The organism is Methylocystis sp. WRRC1 (assembly GCF_020733155.1).
Taxonomy (GTDB): domain Bacteria; phylum Pseudomonadota; class Alphaproteobacteria; order Rhizobiales; family Beijerinckiaceae; genus Methylocystis.
The window spans coordinates 2,536,938-2,554,806 of record NZ_JAJFZJ010000001.1; the positions used below are offsets into that span (position 1 = coordinate 2,536,938).

The window sequence follows — 17,869 nt, forward strand, 5'->3', positions numbered from 1 at the left end:
TCAGAACACTCCGGCCAGATTGGCGGTCCGGGCCGTCACGGGCTGGGCGATAGCCTCGCCGCCGCGCGCCAACAGGAATGCTTGCGTCGAACTGATGTTCTGCTCAGCGCCGCCGCTCGCGCCATGCGCCGTCCAAAGTTCCTGCGACGCCGTAATGCGGGGGCGGCCCGGCTTCAGCGCCGCCCGGCCAGTCCGTTCCTGCTGCATTATGGTCAGCGCATTTCGCATGTAGCTCGACATTGCGATCGGGAACGGGAATAGGAAGCGCCGCGGCAGCTTGACCAAATTGAGCTTTGCCGTGCACGGAACCTGATCTCCGACCGCCTGCACGTCGAGCGGAATGCGGACGCCCGACTTGGCCTGAACGAAGCGCGCATTGTTCAACGCTTCAGAATCGCTAAGCGTCAGGAAGGACCCGGCGCCGAACCAGTCCAGTTCATCCTCGGTTGTCGCGTCGGGCATTGACAGCACGAGATGATGCCGGCCCGGCGACAACGGCACGCCTTCGAAACGCTGCAGATCAAGTCCGAACGGCGCCCGCTTCTGTTCCCAGATAATCGCGCCGATGACGCCCACCACTGGCGCGCCGTTGATGATCGTCGGGGCGCCCGGACGCAGGACGACGCTGTGGTCTTCGCCTTCGCTGCGCACATTGGCCGGATTTGAGAATTCCGGCGCCAGCGCCTGCAGCAGGTCAGGGACCGCCGCCCGCTCCCGAGCGCTATCGCCGCCAAGCCGGATCGTTACGCTCTCCGAGACGCGCACGAAGAGCACCTTCACCGAGGCCCGCGCCTCGATGACCAGCGGTCCTGGCCCACTCAGCTTGCCTTGCAGGCGAACGCCGCAAAGCGATTCGCCGAACACCTCGACATCAAAGCCGGCGTCGATTGTCGCAACAAAATAGAACGGATCGAACTGGATCAGCGCGTCGAAGCGCAGCCAGCCATGGGCGGAGATCGGCCCGAGCTTAACCCCGGCTTCAACCGCGGCGCCGAGTTGAAAGGTGTTGGAGGTCAGCGCAAGATAGTTTTCGAATTTGAACCAGGCGATCGCGATCGAGGCGCCGGCGCCGGCGCGGGCGAGTCGCGGCAGCTCGAGTCCGCCGGGGTTGAACGAAGGGTGGAAGCCGCCGACGCTGAACAGGAAATAACCATTGTCGCCGTAGGCTATACGCAGCGCGACCCCGCCAGTGATGCGAAAAACCTGCAGGACATGCGAATTGACGAGGGCCGCATCGAAAAAGATCAGGCTTTTGGTTATGTCGACGCCACCGACGAAATCGAGCCGCAGATAGACGAGCGCGAAATCTTCAGAGCCGATGACCAGCCGGGCTGAACCGGCGATGAAGATCTGCCGCGGACCGGGCATCTCGATGAAGAGGCCGGCGTCGAGCTTGAGGAGTTCGAGCCAGGTGATCCGGAACGTCGGCCCTATGAGGAACACCCCCCTGGCGCCAGGAAACAGGCGCGGCAGCTGACCGATCACCGTGATCGCGTTTCTGGTCGGGTTTTCGCAGAACAGGATGTCGGCGCTGGTTCCCGATGCGATCTGCTCGCGCAGCACGTCGGTGTCGGTGCGACGGTTGACGCCTATCACTCCGCCCACCCCGCTGATCGCGAAGCCGAAACCGATCTGGACGCCCGGCGGAGGCAGGCGGATGCCGAGGATTCCGACAAAGGAGGGCGCGCCGTCGGCCTGTCCGAAGAGCGCGAAGGCGCCGACGCCGACGCCCATCACCTTGAGTTCGAGGCCACCGGCGTAGTCCGGGTCGACCTTGGCGAGGAAGCCGCCCCCGGAAATCGGACCAGCGTCGAGCGAAACGCCCAGGGCGTTCGGCGTCTCGACGGCGCCGACGCCGCCGTCCCAGTTTCCGAACCAGGCCCCCATCCCGTCGGCGACGATGCGCACCGGTCCGAACGCCCCGTTAGCGCCGAAACGCGCGGAGACTTTCGATTGCAGGCCCTCGCCGGCCAGCTTCACCTCAAGGCGGACCAGCACCCGTTCGATCGTGAGACCAGCGTCGGCGCCGCCGACGCGCAGGTTCAGCGGCGCCGTGAACTCGGTTGCGAGCGGTGGCAGGCCGGCGCCGTGACCGGCCGTCTGCAAGCCCTGCCCTTGCATATAACCCATCGACACGTCGGGCTGGAACCGCACCTCATCGGGCAGCGTCACGACCTGGGAAAGCAGGCCGAGCGGCTTGGTCGAAAAAACGAGCGTCAACCGCTCGACCGTCCCCTGCAGGCCGAACAGCGGCTTACCGTCCTTTTTCGGCTGCACGCGAAGCGACAGACACGCCCCGCCGAGTTCGAGCCGGGTGTCGTTCGCCGGTCCAATCGTTGTCACGTCACCCGCCGGCGAATACTGAATTTTGGCCTCGAAGACGCCGGTCGACGCGAGATCCGGATCGGACGCGCCACCCTTCATGACCACCCGGTAGGTCTGCTCGGCGCTGTCGGGCGTCGCGGCCGTCAGGCGGAGGCCGCCGCCGAGGTCCAGCGCGCTAGCGACGAAGGCATGTGCGTCGGCGAGTTTGAGTTCGACGCCAAATCCATCCAGCGGCGAGGGGCCCGGCGCATCGGGACCCCTGACGGCGAGGTAGCTCGCTGGCGGTTGCGGCGCGATTGTCGGATCGGCGGCCTGCTCGAACGCCGCCCGATCGAGCGGCGGGGTGAAGGGCAGGCGAAGCCTGAGAGGAGAATTGATCAGCTTGTTGACGAGAGCGAGGAGATCGATCGCCTCGTTGGGCCGCGGATCGGGCAGGGCGGCGTAGCCCTGCTGGGCATATTCGAGTCGGAGCAACTCGCGCGGCGCGGACAGGAGCAACCCCGTTAGCACCTGTACGACCTTGACGTCCTCGAGGTCCTGCACACGGCTGAGCAGCAGCGTTACGAACCCGTCGCCTGGGGAGCGGAGGAAGCTGTCGAGCTGATCCCATGCGAAACGGAACGCGAAGGCGCGCGGGGCGGTATCACGGAATTCGATCCGGATCAGTCCTGCCAGCGTCAGCGTTTCGGCCAGCCGCGGCGCTCGCATGTGCAGCGCTCGGATAATGATCGTGTCCCTGAGCGCGACATCCTGCAGCGCGTCGAGCGCCGCCAGCCAGTCGGTCAGACCGTTGTGATCGGTGCTGAGTCCGATATTGGTGAGCTTGTCCTTGATCGCCGCGATGTCGCCGAGCTTGCCGGGGGCGGGCGGGTCGCCGGCGGCCGGGTCGCCCTCGATGCTGTCCCTCAGGAAATCGATAATCTGTCGAACCAGGGAAGCCATATCGCATACCTTTCGCCCGAAAGTCCTGCACCGGACGCCTGGCGGCCGCTCTTGCACAAGGTTCAGACCCCCCTCCCGACTCTCGCTGGGGGGCAGGGCGCATCCGAGAAAACTTTCATATTGGCGCGCGGCGATTGCGAGGTCGCGCAGGTAACGATGCAGAAGCCAACTAGAATATGATCCCCAACGCGGCCTCGATCCCTGTTGCAGTGCTCGCGAGGCCGAAGGTCAGCGGATTACCAAGCGAGTCCGTACCAGATCCCCAGTAGAGGCCGACGACGTGATTGGCGGCGTCGACGACCACGGAGCCGGAATCGCCGTGCTCGCCGAACACGGTCGACAGCGGGAAGTCGGCATGTATCTGGATCTGGTTCTTGAGAATCCGTGCGGTGGTAGTCCGCCCCGTCGACGTGCTGACCGCCGGAAGATTGGGAAAATCGAGCGAATAGCTTCCGTCGGTCCCGCTGATCCAGCCAAAGGTCAGTCCGGTTGTGCGGCCACGCTTCCTGACCTGCATCCCTGGCGTCGCCAGAACAGTGCCCGACACGGCGCCGATATCGACGATATGTTGCAACGACGCTTGGTCGAGTCTGCAAACCGCAGCGTCTACGTTTCCAACCAGGGTCGTCTCGGGAAACGACCAGTCGGATAGCGTTCCGACACGGTCGCCCGGGAGGACGCCAAGCACCGACGGCTCTGGTTGCACGATCTCGTCGCCCACCTGACGGTTCAGATCAACGCATAGTACGTGATGATTGCTCAAGCCGTATTTTATGCTGGGATCGAGCACATCGGAAACAATGGCGCCGAGCGTCCCTGCGTGAATCGTTCCAGTGGCGAAAAACCGTGATGACGCCACCGAAACGCCACCAGTCGTGGGACGGTGACGAAGGGTATCCGGCAGTTGCGTGATCATGAAAACGCGCTGGAGGATGACAACCGGAAACGGAAAGAACTGGATTGCCGCCCGAACCTCAAACGGGACGTTGGTCACGTCCAGCACGAAGATGCGCAGCGCCAGATCCTCGGGATCGGGTTGCTCCTCGTTGCGAACGCCAAAATCGACGCCTGTGATCAGCCCCGCTTCAAGGAGCGGATCTTCCAACGCATTTTTCGCGGCAACTGCCTCGAGCGGAATATCCATGTTGCTTCCAGGAACGTTCGTTCAGGTGCAAAAAATGTATACTACGATAGACCTCGCCGTCAGTCGAGGTCTCCGGAGGGAATATCAGCCCGACCATCGTACTCGACCCTCATTCAGACACCCATTGATCCCAATTCGCTAATAGGAACCTTCGACGACATGAGTTGTTGGAGAAAGAAGACTATTTTAGCGGGTTTGGCGGAGGCGGCATTTTGCGCGGCGTCAGGATGCGCTTTTCTTTCAATCCGAAGAAGCGTGGACGCGACCGATGAGCCCCGGTGATCTCGCGGGCGACAAAAGTGTGGGAGAAATAGCGTTTGCCGTTCCATTCAACACCGTCGGCACGGATCAGCACTGTGTGGGTGAGCCCGAGCCACTCGCTCATCAGCCGCGCGCCCCCTTCAACGAAATCGTTGGGAAAGTTTTCGCGCATCGTTCGGGCGCTTCCCAATGTTGAGACGATCCACCTGGGCCAGGATTGACGAGGAGAGGCTGCCGAATGGCCTCTCATGGGTTTTGTGGGTAGGTCCACGCATCAGCAGATCACGGGACAGCCGCATCGGCGACGACATTCGTTAAAACCTTTGCCACTCGCCGTGAGCTGCTGCCGGTTTCGTGGACGCCGAGAAACGGTGTTTCATGAGGCCGGAGGTTTGTTATGGCGAGACGGATATTCAGTCGGGAGTTCAAGGTCGAGGCGGTTCGGTTGGTGAAGGAGCGCGGCGTCACCGTCGCGCAGGCCTGCCGCGATCTGGATGTGCATGAGAACGTGTTGCGGCGCTGGGTTCGGGAGCTGACGACGGATCCCGTGCAGGCCTTCCCCGGACACGGCCAGCAGAAGCCGGAGCAACTGGAGATCGAAAGGCTGCGCCGTGAGGTCGCCAAACTGCGGGCGGAGCGCGACATTCTAAAAAAGGCCGCAGCCTTCTTTGCGAGGGAAGCGAAATGAGGTTCGCTTTCGTCGCAAAGCACCGGAGCGTCTGGCCGGTGGCGTGGCTCTGCGAAGCGCTGGACGTGTCCCGATCGGGCTTTCACGCCTGGCTGCGTCGCGGGCCGAGCGCCCAATCGGTCGCGGACGAGGAGCTGACAAAGAAAATCCGCGCGAGCTTCGTGGGCAGCGCCCGAACCTACGGCGCCCGCCGCGTCTGGCGGGACGTTCTAGCCGAAGGCGTCTCCTGCGGCCTGCACAAGATCGAACGGTTGATGCGGGCAAACGCCTTGCGGGCGCGACCGCGTCGCCGGGGTCAGCCGAAGGACGACGGACAAAGGTCGGCGGTCGTCGCGCCGAATGTTCTCGACCGGCAGTTCGCCGCGCAAGCGCCGAACCAGAAGTGGATCGCCGACTTCACCTATATTTGGACGGCGGAAGGCTGGCTCTACGTCGCCGCAGTCATCGACCTGTTCTCGCGAAGGGTCGTCGGCTGGTCGATGAAAGCCGAGATGACCGCTGGTCTTGTCGCGGATGCATTGATGATGGCGATCTGGCGTCGCGGCAAGCCGGACGCCTTGCTGCATCACTCCGACAGGGGCAGCCAATATACGAGCGAGCAGTTCCAGCGCCTCATGGCCGACAATGGCGTCGTTTGCTCGATGAGCCGATCCGGCAATGTCTGGGACAATGCGGCGATGGAGAGCTTCTTCTCTTCACTGAAGACGGAGCGGATCGGGAAGAAACTCTACCGCACGCGTGACGACGCCCGGGCAGACGTCTTCGATTACGTCGAGCGGTTCTACAACCCCGTCCGCAGGCATTCGACGATCGGCTACGTCAGCCCGGTTGAGTTCGAAAAGAAGGTGGGAGTAACTTAACTCGGCGTCCACGAAACCGGCAGCAGCTCACCGCACAGTTCGTAGCGATGATGCAAACCACCAACCTCCGGGAGCGCAATAATCTTGCCTGCGAGGGAGGCTTTATGCTGCGAGGCTGTGGACGCTCCTTGTATAGATGCCCTAATGGCCCGTGTCGCTACCGCAAATTCAATCTGACTGGAATGCTTCTGAAAGTTGGGGCATGCTTGGTCTCATGGCGGACGTGTTCAAGCTGATCTGGCGGGCGATCATCGACCTGTTCCGATCCAGAGCATCACTGGAAGCGGACATCGTTGCGCTGCATCAGCAACTCAACGTCTTGCGCAGGAAATCGCCGAGGCGACCGGCATTCAGCACTATAGATCGTCTGATTTTTGCTAAGCTGTATCAGATTGCGCCGAGGATTTTCGACGCCTTGGCCATCGTAGAGCCCGAGACGGTTATTCGTTGGCGTCGCGCTGGCTTTGGTTTGCTCTGGCGATGGAAGTCGCCGCCTCGCAGCGGCAGGCCAAAAGAGGCGCTGGAAATCCGGCAACTGATCCGCGGCATGAGCCTGGCTAGATGGTGTTATGTACTTTAGCGATTGATTGCCTTAATAGAATCGGATGTCTCCGCTTCGAAAGCCTTATCCGTCCGGCGTCAGCGACGAAGAGTGGTCGCTGGTCGTGCCTTATTTGACGTGCAAGGACGAAAGCGCGCCGCAGCGTCAACATCCGCTGCGCGAGCTGTTTAATGGCCTTCATTACGTTCTGCGTTACGGGATCGCATGGCGCGCCATGCCAAACGATCTGCCGCCGTGGTCGGCCGTGTATCAACAATCGCAGCGGTGGCTGGGGGCGGGCGTGTTCGAGGCGCTGGCGCAGGATCTGCGCGCCTTGTTGCGCGTCGCTTTCGCGCGCGCCGCGGAGCCAACGGCGGCCATCATCGACAGCCGCACCTTGCGTGCGACTCCGGAGAGCGGCCCGCGGGCGGGCTATGACGGCGCCAAGCGAAAGCTCGGCTCGAAGCTGCACATGGCGGTCGACACGTTGGGGCATTTGCTGGCGCTGCATGTCACGCCGGCCAATGTCGACGACCGCGCCGAAGTCGGCAAGCTCGCCGCCGCCATACAGGAGGCGACCGACGAGAGCGTTGAGCTGATTTATGTCGATCAGGGCTATACCGGCGAGAAGGCGGCAGAGGCTGCCAAGGCGCAGGATGTCGAGCTTTGCGTCGCCAAATTGGCCGAGGCGAAGAAGGTCTTTGTTCTGTTGCCCAAGCGCTGAGTAGTCGAGCGTTCATTCGCCTGGGCGATCCGATGCAGAAGGCTGGTAAAAGACTACGAGCGCTATGCTCAGACCCTCGCAGGCTTCCACGTCCTCGCCTTCGCATGTCTCATGCTCAATCGCACCGCAGAAGATTTCATGCTCCAAAGTGCATAACACCCTCTAGGCGATCAATGATCGAAAGCAAGAGTATTTCCTCGAACAGACACCCGACCAAGGGGCCATTATTTGGATTGCATCGATATTCATTATCTATCTTGCGCCTTGCGAATCTGGGTAAAGCGGCGACGCTTTCTTCCCCACTAATTTAGGCGCCGTGTGTATAAAAAGAAGGTCTCTCCGATTCCCACTTGAGAGGCCGAAAAAAATGAAAAGTCGATACACTGATGAATCGGGCAGGGTCATCCCGATTGAACCGTTCTTCGCTATCAAGGAGGCGGCCGAGGCTCTCGGCTTGAAATATCACCAGCTTCAACGTGGCATCAAGAGCGGTGTTTTCCCAGCTTACATTATCGCTGGCCGCCCACGCGTGCGCCTCTCCGAGGTGATCGCCGTAATCGAAGCTTCGAAGATCGGCGATCAGGCGGCGTATCGCGGCGAAGATTCCTCGTGATGAGCGACGATTTCAAGGTTACTGCGAACGTGAATCAACGCTCCGGGCCGTAGGTCGGCTCAAACGAAAACCTCAACTTACCCGATTTTTCTTACGCACAGACCCTCGTCTGCGCGAACGGCACCGGCTTGTCTGACGAGATACACGACATGAAGAAGCCTCCAACCATCATCCAGCCCTCCGGGGTTTGTCGCTTCTGCGGGCGAATGCGCCAGTGCGACATCATCAATCCCAACATCTCGATCTACGAATGCGGCGTCGCATTCGCTCCGGCTAGACGCAAGCTTATTCGTCTTCGCCTCATCGAGCGTGACGTCGTCGATCACGAGCATGACCATTTATTTTATCCTTACATGGAGAGCGGCGATGAATGATCGCGCCATTTTTACGGAACACGCGCCGCTTTATCGCGCTGCCGGCTTTTGGCCCCGTCCTGTGTCGCTCGGTTCGAAAGCCTGCCACGTGCGCGATTGGCGGAAGCCCGACGGCGAACTGCCGCCCGAGACGCTGCAGTCGTGGCTGAAGTCGCACGGCCGCTTCGGCATCGGGCTCCTCGTGAGGAGCCCGTTTCCGGACGGCACGACGCTCGGCGCGTTCGACATCGACCATGACGCCTACACGCGCGTCGGCCATGCTCTGCTCGGCGATCCGCCCTGCTGTCGGTTTGGCAGAAAGGGAATGGTCGTCTTCGTCCGTGTCCGCGGCGAGCCGCACAATCTCGAGTTTCGCGTCAAGGGCGATGTGGGCAAGCGCTTCGGAAAGGTCGCGGAGTGCCTGTTCTCGAAGAAGCTCTGCGTGGTCCCGCCGACCATCCATCTCGAGACAGGTCGGCCATACCGCTGGTTTGGCCAATCGTTGCTCGAGATTGACTTCAACTCCCTCCCCATCCTGGAGATATAGAAAATGCAACACTCCGTAGTCGTATCCATCGGGATGATCAAAGCAGTCTTCGAGAGCGAGCATGTCCCTGATCTCTTGCAAGGGGAGGCGACGCATGACGCGGCCACGCGCTTCGTTGCGCAGCTCGTCCGCTTCACTGCTGACGAAGATCGCATCCTCGCGCTCGTCGCCGCAGCGCTCCCCCCGAACTATGCGGGCGACACGTTGATGGAAATTCCCGCGATGGTCGCCGGCGCTCTGCGCAAGGGATATGATGCGCGACCGGCGCGACCGGCGAGCGGGAAGCGCAAGCCTTGTGACGTTCTCGCGGAGCTCATTGAGGCGAGCGGCGCCGAGTTTTTCACGACCCGCTGCGTAATGCCTATATCGGCCTGCCAACCAAGGGCGGCGACGGCGTCGTCAATGTCGGCGTTGGTTCCGATGCATGCAGACTATTCCTGAAGGAGCTTTATTATCAGCACACGCGCAGAGCCATCGCGGGCCGCGATCTGGATGAGTTCCTTGAACTCCTCAAAGCGCGCGCGCTGTTTGATTCGCCGACACGTCCCACATCTGTCCGCGTCCGCGGCGACCTCGGTCTGGTCTGTCACGATCTTGGCCGCGACGACGGTACGGTCGTGGAGAATACGGCCGACGGCTACACGACCACGCGTCAGCCGCGCGCCAAAATGGTTCGCACCCATGGCATGCGCCCATTGCCGCTTCCGCGAGCCGGGTTGACGCCCTATTCCGGCTTCGAAAAGTTCAAGCGGCTTGCCAGCCTCGATGATCGAACTTGGCCACTTGTGTTGGCGTTCCTGATAGGCGCCATACGCCCCAATGGGCCCTATGCCTGCCTCGCCGTGGAAGGCGAGCAGGGCAGCGGCAAGAGCACGATCTGCGAGATGTGCAAGCGCGTCATCGATCCCTCGATTCCGATGCGGTCGAGCTTGCCCGACAATGCGCAGAATCTCATGATCATCGCCAGCCACCGGCACGTTGTCGCTTTCGATAATCTTTCCGGCGTCAAAAACGACATGTCCGAGGCGCTTGCCGCGCTGGCGACAAAAGCGGGCTTCGAGACAAGGCAGCTTTACACCGATGGCGACCTTTACACCATTGAGATCGCCCGGCCGTCTGCGCTGAACGGCATTGGCGACTTCATCCACCGGCCGGACCTGATGGACCGCGCCATTCCGCTTCGGCTGGAAGCCATGCCCACGGGCGCGCGGCGCACCGAGGACGAGATCTGACGAGAACTCGACGTGCTGCTGCCTGAGTTCTTGCACGATCTCTACGCCGCGGTGTCCTGTGCCCTTCGCAATCTTTCGACCACGCCGATGCCGACAGCGTTCCGGATGGCGGACGCGGCGCACTGGCTTGCCGCCGCGGAGCCCAAAACAGGACTCGCGGCGGGGATGGTTCTCTCGGCGATAGAAAGCGCGCAAGCTTCGACTCAATCCGATCTCGCGATGGGCGACTAGCTGTTCCCAGAGTTGGAGCGCGTGCTGCTGAGGGGACCGTTCGAAGGCCGCGTTTCCGAGTTGCTGCATTTGCTGCGCCAGGGATGATCGTCAGCGCTTCGATCGCTTCTTCCCGGCGACGCCGGCGGCCGTGGCGACGAAACTCAGACGCATGCGCCAGGCTTTCGCCAAAGTCGGCGTCATCGTGGAATTCTCACCGCGAACGAGAGAAGGGCGCATGATGAAGGCGCGGCTGACCCCAGAAGCCGTCGCCAGGGCAGAGGAAGCCAAGCGCAACGAGCCGCAACATCTTCCTCGCTTGGGGTTCTGATGAACGCCTCCAGCAAACTTGGTGACGCCTGTGACAGCGATTCTCTTACCTTTCGCACAAAAAGAAGGGGGAGGGGTGGGGGCGCCCGGCGACGACGAGCGGTGAAGGTCGCTGACTCGGCGTCACGGGCGTCACAGGCGTCACGGGCGTTCGCGCCGCAGCAGCCCGACCCCCAGCTGCGCGAGCGGAAAGTCGGCCAGTGGCGGCCTTCGTTGGGCTGGGCTTCCCGCAGGCGCTTCGACGCAACCGCTTGCGTTCGGAACGCCCCGCAGCGGCCGTCTGGGGGTCGCGGTTACACATGCGGTTACACCTGCGACGCCGAGAGGCCGTCCCCAATGCGCTCAAAAAATTGTTGACGTTTCTAACGCGTGCTTTCGTTTTGGCAACGCACTCGGAACGAACCGACATGGCTCTCGACATCAGCATCACCAAGCGCCTCCGCCGTCGCAAGCTGAAGTCGGGCGAGACGGTGGAGCAGCTGCGCTACGTCCTCAACTGGCGTGATCGGCGCACCGGAGCGCGCGAGCAGCGCTTCTTCGAACGCCTGAAGGATGCCCAGGAGAAGCGCGTCGAACTCATCGCTGCATATGGGCGCGGCGTTTACTCGGCCGAGCGCAAGACTGTGACGGTCGCCGACGCCGTCGCAGCCTGGCTGGAAACCAAGCGGGCCGTGGTGCGGCCAAACACCTTCGCAAGTTACGCGTTCCAGGCCCGCTACGTCACCGGCCCGTTGCTGCCCGCCGAAGCGCGCCTCGCGATCAAGCAGTCGGGCGTCGGCAGGAAGCCCAACGTGCGGCCGCTCGCGTTGCTCGGCGGCGTCAAGGCGCAGGATCTGACGACGCGACAGATTCGCGCCTGGCACAAGCTCGTCAGCGACGAAGTTAGCGTCTATTCCGCCAACAAGGCGATGGGCATCCTGAAGGCCGCTCTTGCCCTCGCTGCCGAGGACCATGAGTTCCGCCCGCCAGCGACGTCGACGGGCCTGCAGCGCCAGCGCGACAAGGCGCGAAAGGCTGTGCTAACCCCCAACGAGGTGGCGCGCCTGCTCGACGCCGCGCGCGACGACCACGACAAGGGCGTCTACGTCGCCTTCCCCTTCCTCGCCGGCACGCGGCCTTCGGAGCAACTGGGGCTGTTGTGGGACGACGTCGACTTTGCCTCCAACCTCGTCCACATTCATCGCATTCAGTTGAAGGACGGAACGCTCTCCGAGGTCACCAAGACCGCCGCCGGCGCGCGGTCGATCCCGATGTCGCCGCTGCTGCGCGAGATGCTGCTCGCCTGGCGGCTGCGCTGCCCGCGCAAGGATGGCGCGTTGCATCGGGTGTTCCCGACGCTGGGCAAGCGTCGCGCCTGGCTGCTGCTGCGCGAGAATGGCGGCGGGGCGCTACTCTACAACAACTTCCGCGCTCGGATTTGGGGGCCGACGCTAAAGCGGCTGAGCCTGGCGGCGGTCACCCCGCACTCGGCGCGTCATTCGTTCATTTCGACGTTGCAGGCGCAGGGGGTGGAGGTTGGTCTTGTCGCCAAGCTTGCTGGCCACAAGAGCGCCGTGGTGACGCTGGCGCATTACACCCACGCGATGCGGGGCGGCGAGGACGCGGTGGAGGCGCTCGATCGCGCCTATGGAGGAGCGGCGAGATGACCGCCATATATTCCTCGATGCGTCGGAGCGTGCATCGCTCGATCAACGATGCGCGGCTACGAAGTCGTCCGAACATGACGTTGCCAAAGCCTGAGCGCAAAAGCTTTCGAGCGCTAGCGTCCACGCTCAGCGGACGAAGCGGCGGGCGCGGACGTCTGCAAACTTTTGTCCGCCGAGCGGATAGGCCTTAACTCAGTATGGGTGGCGATCTTTCTTCGCCTGCCAAGCGCGGTATGCTTTGAGGCCGGTGTCACGTTCGAAGTTGGGCGTTACCGTGATATTTTGCCTTTGTTCCCACGGCAGCTTGAAATCTTCATATTGGAAAGCGTCGTCGAAACCAATTTCGCTCGTATCATCCAAGCTTGCGGCAAAATAGACATGGTCAATGCGCGACCAATAAATGGCGCTCATGCACATCGGACAGGGGGCGCCGTTGACGTAAATTTCGCAACCCTTCAGCATTTTTGCGCGTTCTGGCACGCGATCAGGAGAGTTCGGCGTGCGCGTCGATCATGCGACTTGCAGCCAGCCATGGATGCAGAGCGATTCTGCCGTCCCCTCGCCGGGGTGAAAGCGCTTCGTGAGCGAGCCGGCCTATCCCGATCAGGCCGCTCAGAGCACCACGACCCGCGTTCCTTTCGAGACGCGGCGATAAAGATCGATGACGTCCGCATTCATCATGCGAATGCATCCCGAGGACACCGCCTTGCCGATCGTGTCGGGCTCATTGGTGCCGTGGATGCGAAACAACGTGTCCTTGCCACCCTTGAACAGATAAAGCGCCCGCGCGCCGAGCGGATTTTCCAGGCTGCCATCCATATGCGTCGGCAGGTCGGGACGACGCAGCAGCATTTCCTTTGGCGGCGTCCATCCTGGCCAAAAGGCTTTGCGGCCGATTTCGGCCACGCCCTTCCACGCGAACCCCTGCCGTCCCACACCGACGCCATATTCGATCGCCTGACCATCCTTCAGCGACAGATAAAGCTTGCGCGTTCTGGTGTTGATGGTGACGGTTCCCGGGGGCTGGCCGGTCGTATCGTCTACGAAGTTTCGCGTCGTCGCGGTCGGATCAATGTCGGCGTCGAGATCGACGGGGGTCGAATACGCCGGATCAGCGTCGGGCGGAAGCGCGGCGACGCGGACCTTGCGCTGCGGATTGGCGCGAGGCGGGAGCGTCGCGCGTGGTTCGGCGTCGGGGACATATTCCTGATCCAATGTCTCGCCGGGCGCAGCCCCGAAGTCCCGCTCATCTTTCGGCGGTTCGACGTCGGGAGCGCCCGCGCCATAGGACTCGGGCGGTTCTGAATAACTCGGCTCTGTCGCGCGTGAATAGTCAAGGTAATGCGCATATTGTTGGCCCGTCGAGCAGCCTCCCAACAGCAATACGGCGCCCCCGATCAGACATGCGAGGCGAGACTTAGGCCGTTCCAGCATTATGATCCCACTCTTGCGTTCCGCCGCATCGTGGTAGAAGTAAAGACAGTCGCTCGAATTGCAAGGCCGCGCGAAGAGAGACTCGCGGACGCCTCGCCGCCTTTCGGTTGCGGCCGGGCCGCGCCGTCAGGCATGCCCGCGCGCCAAAGGGGGGCGACGCCGGAACCGCTCGCCATCGACAGAGTTCGCGTTTATCGTGGCCGCGTCGAGGCGTGAAGCAGGCCGGATGTCGGGAGACATGACTGAGACAAACGCTCCTGAGCAACAGGCGGAGTGGGGAGCAAGGCGAGCCGCGCCGGCAAGCGCCGTGGGGCGACGTCGGCCATGGCGGCTCGCGCTGGCGATCCTCGCGCTTGCGGCCGCGGCCGCGGGGGCGGCGCTTTACTGGACGCTGGGCGCGGACGGCGCGACGCGCTTCATGACCCGCAAGGTTACGCGCGGGCCGGTGACGCGAAAGGTGACGGCGAGCGGCGCCATCAATCCGGTCATTACCGTGCAGATCGGCAGTTACGTTTCCGGCGTGATCCAGGCGCGCTATTGTGATTACAACACGCGCGTCGTGAAAGGACAGCTATGCGCCAAGATAGACCCGCGCCCCTATCAGATCGTCGTCGATCAAAACAAAGCCAGCCTCGCCGTCGCCCGCGCTCAGCTCGCCAAAGACAAGGCAGGTCTCGCCTATGCGCGCATAAATTACGAGCGCAGCCGTCGTCTGTCGGCAACGAAAGCCGTTTCCCCTGATGTCGTGGACAACGCCAAAAGCGTCTATGACCAGGCGCAGGCGCAAGTCGGGCTGGACGAGGCGATGGTCGCTCAGCGCGAAGCGGAGTTGCGCGCGGCGGAAATCAATCTCGGATACACGGACATCATTTCGCCCGTCGATGGAACGGTCGTCTCCCGCAGCGTCGAGACAGGTCAAACCGTGGCCGCGAGCTTTCAGACGCCGACGCTTTTCCTGATCGCCGAGGATCTGACCGCCATGCAGGTCGACACCAATGTCTCCGAGAGCGACATCGGCGAAGTGAAGCTCGGCGACAAGGCGTCTTTCACGGTCGAATCCTTCCCGAAGCGGGTTTTCCACGGCGAAGTCACACAGGTGCGGCAGTCGCCGCAGACAATACAGAACGTCGTGACCTATGACGCGGTCATCAGCGCGCCGAACCGCGACGGACTGCTGAAGCCCGGCATGACAGCCACCGCGCGCATCACTGTCGATGAACGCAAGGACGTCCTGCGCGTGGCCGATCAGGCGTTTCGCTACGCCCCCGGCGGTCTCGCAACGCTCTCCGCGTCCGGCGAGGTTCCCGAGGGCCGCGCGCGGCTCTGGGTCCTGCGGGATGGACGCCCGCAGCCTGTCGTCGTTCTGCCTGGACTCGACGACGACGCCTTTACCGAGATCGTCGAGGGCGAAATCCGGGTCGGCGACGAGGTGATCATCGGCGAGGAGGAAACAGCCGAGTCTCCCCGTCCGCCGGCCCGCGCTTCATCGCGTCGCTGACCGCCAGAAGGAAGCCGGTCGAGACCATGAACGACGCTGTGATCGAAGTGCGAAATGTCACGCGGACATTCACTGTCGGCGAAGTCGAGGTTCAGGCCCTGCGCGGGGTGAATCTGAAAATCGCGCGGGGCGAATTCGTAGCGATCATGGGCGCCTCCGGATCTGGAAAGTCGACCCTCATGGCGATCCTGGGGTGCCTCGATCGGCCGAGCGGCGGGCGCTATCTGCTCGAGGGCGCTGACGTGGCCGCGGCGACGGAGCCGGAGCTGGCCCGCCTCCGCAGCGAGAAACTCGGCTTCGTTTTCCAGAGCTTCAATCTGCTGGCGCGGACGAGCGCCCTCGAGAACGTGGCCTTGCCCCTGTTCTATTCCGGCGCCGAAAGCGATGGACGGGAGAGGCGCGAAAAGGCGCGCATGGCGCTTGCTTCGATGGGCCTCGCCGATCGTGAGAACAACACGCCTTCGCAGCTCTCGGGGGGCCAGCAGCAGCGGGTTGCAATCGCGCGCGCGCTCATCAATGCGCCGAGCGTCCTATTCGCCGACGAGCCGACAGGCAATCTCGACACGAAGACGTCGCACGAAATCATGGAGACGCTGGCGGCGCTCAATCGCGACCAGAAAGTGACGATCATCGTCGTCACGCACGAATCCGATATCGCCGCCTATGCGGACCGCGTCGTCACGATGCGCGATGGGGTGATCATTTCCGACGAGCGCCGCGGGCCCGGCGCCGCATTGGCGTCCGGAGCGTCTTCGCCCATGCGGGAGGCCGGCCGGCGCGCAGCTGCGGCGCTTTTCGACTCCGCCCGCGCGCCCGCGCAGGCAGGAGTCGCGCGCATCTCGGCCGCGGCCTTCGGCTCCATGGTCATTTCGGCCGCCATCCAGGCGATCGCCCGCAACAAGCTGCGCTCTGCGCTCACCATGCTCGGCGTCTTCATCGGCGTCGCTGCTCTGATCGCGATGGTCGCGGTCGGCAAGGGCGCCAATGAGGCCGTGCGTCGACAAATCCAGAGCCTCGGCACCAACCTCGTCGTGGTGGTCCCCGGCGCGGTCACTTCGGGAGGCGCAAGGGCGGGCTTCGGCAGCGCCTCGACGCTTACTGTGGCCGACGCCCAGGCGATCCGCCGCGAGGCGGCGTCGGCCGGGCTCGTCGCCTACCTCACGCGCCAGTCCGGCCAGGTGCAATACGCCAACAAGAACTGGACGACGATTGTGCAGGGCGTCTCGGCGAACTATCCGCCGGTCACCAACTGGCGCATCCAGGCGGGGCGTGGTCTCCGCGAGGAGGACGACAGGAGCGCCGCGATGGTCGCAGTGATCGGACGAACCGTCTACCGCGAGTTGTTCCCGCGTGATGAAAATCCGCTCGGTGCGTCGATCCTGGTGAAGGGCGCGCCGGTGCAGGTCGTGGGCGTGCTGGCGGCGAAAGGCCAGAGCATGTGGGGACAGGACCAGGATGATCTGGTGATGATCCCTTTCAGAACGGCCGAACAGAAGGTTCTTGGCGTCGCCGCGCCGGCGCAGCAGACGAATCTCACCGTCGCTTATCCGCCGCCGCCCAATCCCTTCAATCTGAAGCCTCGGCTGACAGGCTATGTGAATCAGATCTTCGTGCAGGCCTCGTCGCCCGAGCGCATTCGGCCAGTGATCGACGAAATCAACGAGGTCCTCATGCGCCGGCACCGTATAAAGCCGGGCGCCGAGAAGGATTTTCATATCCGCAATCTCAGCCAGATCGCAGAGACGGCCGAAAGCAGCAGCAAGGTGATGGCGGTTCTTCTGGCTGTCGTCGCCTCGATCTCGCTCGTTGTCGGCGGCATCGGCATCATGAACATATTGCTCGTGTCCGTGACGGAACGGACACGCGAAATCGGCCTGCGCATGGCCGTCGGCGCGCGGCGCCTGCATGTCCTCACGCAGTTTCTGGCGGAGGCCGTGCTGATCAGCGTGACCGGCGGCGTCGCCGGAATCGCGGCGGGCGTCGGCGTGTCGCTGGTCATTTCCCTATTTTCGGAATGGTCGTCGCCGGTCTCCCTGTCGGCGATAGCAATCGGTTTCCTGTTCTCCGCCGCAGTCGGGATATTTTTTGGCTATTATCCGGCCCGCAAGGCGGCTCATCTGGATCCGATCCAGGCGCTGCGCTACGAATGACGGTCGTGTCCCGGGGGGGCGTCGCTGGATGTGAGCAAGCGGCTCGCGGCGGTTATCGGCGATTCGCCGGCGGGATCAGGTTGCGAAAGTCCAACGCAACCGAGGAACCGCCGGTGACCGACGAAATGATGAACCTGCGCGCGCTCGTGGAGAAGCCCGCCCGACGCCGATATGTCGCGAGAGATGATCGGCTTCGCCGCCGGGCGATTGGTGGAGATGGACGCCGGCGCGTTGACCGGCGCGGCATGGTTTACGCTTGCGGCCGATTTTGAGGTTCTCCTGTCGGGCCAAAAGCCGCAGAAGCGCTTTCCTTTCGTACGTGCGCATGCATAGAGCCATACGAAATTGGCGGACGGGGCCGCAGCCGCTCA

General features: G+C 62.9%; 17 protein-coding genes and 2 pseudogenes. 13 read left to right on the forward strand and 6 right to left on the reverse strand.

The genetic code is table 11. The features are described from left to right. The 3 genes from LG047_RS12220 to LG047_RS12230 form a co-directional block, all read right to left on the reverse strand. Complete coding sequence (locus LG047_RS12220; protein ID WP_227966960.1) at positions 1 to 3,267, reverse strand: DUF6603 domain-containing protein; 3,267 nt, start codon at positions 3,265 to 3,267, stop codon at positions 1 to 3. Between the two features lie 169 nt (positions 3,268 to 3,436). Continuing rightward, entirely contained in the window at positions 3,437 to 4,411 is a 975-nt protein-coding gene (locus tag LG047_RS12225; RefSeq protein WP_227966962.1) for a S1 family peptidase, read from the reverse strand. Positions 4,412 to 4,592: 181 nt separating this feature from the next. Beyond that, positions 4,593 to 4,844 carry a DUF2924 domain-containing protein gene (locus LG047_RS12230; protein ID WP_227966964.1) on the reverse strand — a complete coding sequence of 84 codons (252 nt, stop codon included), beginning with the start codon at positions 4,842 to 4,844 and terminating at the stop codon, positions 4,593 to 4,595. Positions 4,845 to 5,069: 225 nt separating this feature from the next. Here LG047_RS12230 and LG047_RS12235 point away from each other — a divergent pair. From LG047_RS12235 to LG047_RS12265, 7 genes and pseudogenes are all read left to right on the forward strand, one after another. Beyond that, positions 5,070 to 6,220 (forward strand): IS3 family transposase gene (locus LG047_RS12235; protein WP_370635051.1). Its coding sequence is split into 2 segments (ribosomal slippage): positions 5,070 to 5,331 and positions 5,331 to 6,220, totalling 1,152 coding nucleotides; the frame shifts between segments, so codons are not numbered across the junction. Positions 6,221 to 6,434: 214 nt separating this feature from the next. Beyond that, a complete protein-coding gene (locus tag LG047_RS12240; protein ID WP_227966969.1) occupies positions 6,435 to 6,800 on the forward strand; it encodes a hypothetical protein in 366 nt (121 codons plus the stop codon). A gap of 25 nt (positions 6,801 to 6,825) precedes the next feature. After that, a pseudogene (locus LG047_RS12245) lies at positions 6,826 to 7,641 on the forward strand (IS5 family transposase). A 211-nt stretch (positions 7,642 to 7,852) separates the two neighbouring features. Then, entirely contained in the window at positions 7,853 to 8,098 is a 246-nt protein-coding gene (locus tag LG047_RS12250) for a helix-turn-helix domain-containing protein (protein WP_227966971.1), read from the forward strand. Positions 8,099 to 8,247: 149 nt separating this feature from the next. Next, complete coding sequence (locus LG047_RS12255) at positions 8,248 to 8,472, forward strand: hypothetical protein (protein WP_227966973.1); 225 nt, start codon at positions 8,248 to 8,250, stop codon at positions 8,470 to 8,472. Beyond that, positions 8,465 to 8,998 (forward strand): bifunctional DNA primase/polymerase, encoded by a 534-nt coding sequence (locus LG047_RS12260; RefSeq protein WP_227966975.1) that lies wholly within the window; start codon positions 8,465 to 8,467, stop codon positions 8,996 to 8,998. Before LG047_RS12255 ends, LG047_RS12260 begins: the two co-directional genes overlap by 8 nt. A 3-nt stretch (positions 8,999 to 9,001) precedes the next feature. Continuing rightward, entirely contained in the window at positions 9,002 to 9,439 is a 438-nt protein-coding gene (locus LG047_RS12265) for a hypothetical protein (RefSeq protein ID WP_227966977.1), read from the forward strand. Here LG047_RS12265 and LG047_RS12270 read toward each other — a convergent pair. Then, on the reverse strand, positions 9,430 to 9,681 hold the full coding sequence (locus LG047_RS12270) for a hypothetical protein (protein WP_227966984.1): 252 nt from the start codon (positions 9,679 to 9,681) through the stop codon (positions 9,430 to 9,432). The genes LG047_RS12265 and LG047_RS12270 overlap by 10 nt on opposite strands. Positions 9,682 to 9,786: 105 nt before the next feature. On the opposite strand from LG047_RS12270, the gene LG047_RS12275 reads away from it, so the two are divergent. From LG047_RS12275 to LG047_RS12285, 3 genes are all read left to right on the forward strand, one after another. Further along, the gene (locus tag LG047_RS12275) at positions 9,787 to 10,230 is read left to right on the forward strand and encodes a hypothetical protein (RefSeq protein WP_227966986.1); all 444 of its coding nucleotides are present in this window, start codon (positions 9,787 to 9,789) and stop codon (positions 10,228 to 10,230) included. Positions 10,231 to 10,242: 12 nt separating this feature from the next. Then, on the forward strand, positions 10,243 to 10,461 hold the full coding sequence (locus tag LG047_RS12280; RefSeq protein WP_227966988.1) for a hypothetical protein: 219 nt from the start codon (positions 10,243 to 10,245) through the stop codon (positions 10,459 to 10,461). 716 nt (positions 10,462 to 11,177) lie between these two features. Continuing rightward, a complete protein-coding gene (locus LG047_RS12285) occupies positions 11,178 to 12,416 on the forward strand; it encodes a site-specific integrase (protein ID WP_227966990.1) in 1,239 nt (412 codons plus the stop codon). Between the two features lie 192 nt (positions 12,417 to 12,608). Here LG047_RS12285 and LG047_RS12290 read toward each other — a convergent pair whose 3' ends face one another. Together LG047_RS12290 and LG047_RS12295 are read right to left on the reverse strand one after the other, a co-directional pair. Further along, on the reverse strand, positions 12,609 to 12,878 hold the full coding sequence (locus tag LG047_RS12290; RefSeq protein ID WP_227966992.1) for a hypothetical protein: 270 nt from the start codon (positions 12,876 to 12,878) through the stop codon (positions 12,609 to 12,611). Between the two features lie 150 nt (positions 12,879 to 13,028). Next, on the reverse strand, positions 13,029 to 13,850 hold the full coding sequence (locus tag LG047_RS12295) for a L,D-transpeptidase (RefSeq protein WP_227967008.1): 822 nt from the start codon (positions 13,848 to 13,850) through the stop codon (positions 13,029 to 13,031). A gap of 238 nt (positions 13,851 to 14,088) precedes the next feature. Between LG047_RS12295 and LG047_RS12300 the strand changes: the two genes are divergently transcribed. The 3 genes and pseudogenes from LG047_RS12300 to LG047_RS12310 form a co-directional block, all read left to right on the forward strand. Then, positions 14,089 to 15,348 (forward strand): efflux RND transporter periplasmic adaptor subunit, encoded by a 1,260-nt coding sequence (locus tag LG047_RS12300; protein WP_227967012.1) that lies wholly within the window; start codon positions 14,089 to 14,091, stop codon positions 15,346 to 15,348. Between the two features lie 26 nt (positions 15,349 to 15,374). After that, positions 15,375 to 17,498, forward strand: a complete 2,124-nt coding sequence (locus LG047_RS12305; RefSeq protein WP_227967015.1) for an ABC transporter permease — start codon at positions 15,375 to 15,377, stop codon at positions 17,496 to 17,498. Between the two features lie 113 nt (positions 17,499 to 17,611). Then, positions 17,612 to 17,747: pseudogene (locus tag LG047_RS12310) on the forward strand (IS256 family transposase); the annotation flags it as partial. Positions 17,748 to 17,869 lie beyond the last annotated feature (122 nt).

Coding starts and splice junctions, on each gene's coding strand:
- LG047_RS12220 (WP_227966960.1), bottom strand. CDS start 3,267: ATGGCTTCCCTGGTTCGACAGATTATCGATTTCCTGAGGGACAGCATC.
- LG047_RS12225 (WP_227966962.1), bottom strand. CDS start 4,411: ATGGATATTCCGCTCGAGGCAGTTGCCGCGAAAAATGCGTTGGAAGAT.
- LG047_RS12230 (WP_227966964.1), bottom strand. CDS start 4,844: ATGCGCGAAAACTTTCCCAACGATTTCGTTGAAGGGGGCGCGCGGCTG.
- LG047_RS12240 (WP_227966969.1), top strand. CDS start 6,435: ATGGCGGACGTGTTCAAGCTGATCTGGCGGGCGATCATCGACCTGTTC.
- LG047_RS12250 (WP_227966971.1), top strand. CDS start 7,853: ATGAAAAGTCGATACACTGATGAATCGGGCAGGGTCATCCCGATTGAA.
- LG047_RS12255 (WP_227966973.1), top strand. CDS start 8,248: ATGAAGAAGCCTCCAACCATCATCCAGCCCTCCGGGGTTTGTCGCTTC.
- LG047_RS12260 (WP_227966975.1), top strand. CDS start 8,465: ATGAATGATCGCGCCATTTTTACGGAACACGCGCCGCTTTATCGCGCT.
- LG047_RS12265 (WP_227966977.1), top strand. CDS start 9,002: ATGCAACACTCCGTAGTCGTATCCATCGGGATGATCAAAGCAGTCTTC.
- LG047_RS12270 (WP_227966984.1), bottom strand. CDS start 9,681: ATGGGTGCGAACCATTTTGGCGCGCGGCTGACGCGTGGTCGTGTAGCC.
- LG047_RS12285 (WP_227966990.1), top strand. CDS start 11,178: ATGGCTCTCGACATCAGCATCACCAAGCGCCTCCGCCGTCGCAAGCTG.
- LG047_RS12290 (WP_227966992.1), bottom strand. CDS start 12,878: ATGCTGAAGGGTTGCGAAATTTACGTCAACGGCGCCCCCTGTCCGATG.
- LG047_RS12295 (WP_227967008.1), bottom strand. CDS start 13,850: ATGCTGGAACGGCCTAAGTCTCGCCTCGCATGTCTGATCGGGGGCGCC.
- LG047_RS12300 (WP_227967012.1), top strand. CDS start 14,089: ATGACTGAGACAAACGCTCCTGAGCAACAGGCGGAGTGGGGAGCAAGG.
- LG047_RS12305 (WP_227967015.1), top strand. CDS start 15,375: ATGAACGACGCTGTGATCGAAGTGCGAAATGTCACGCGGACATTCACT.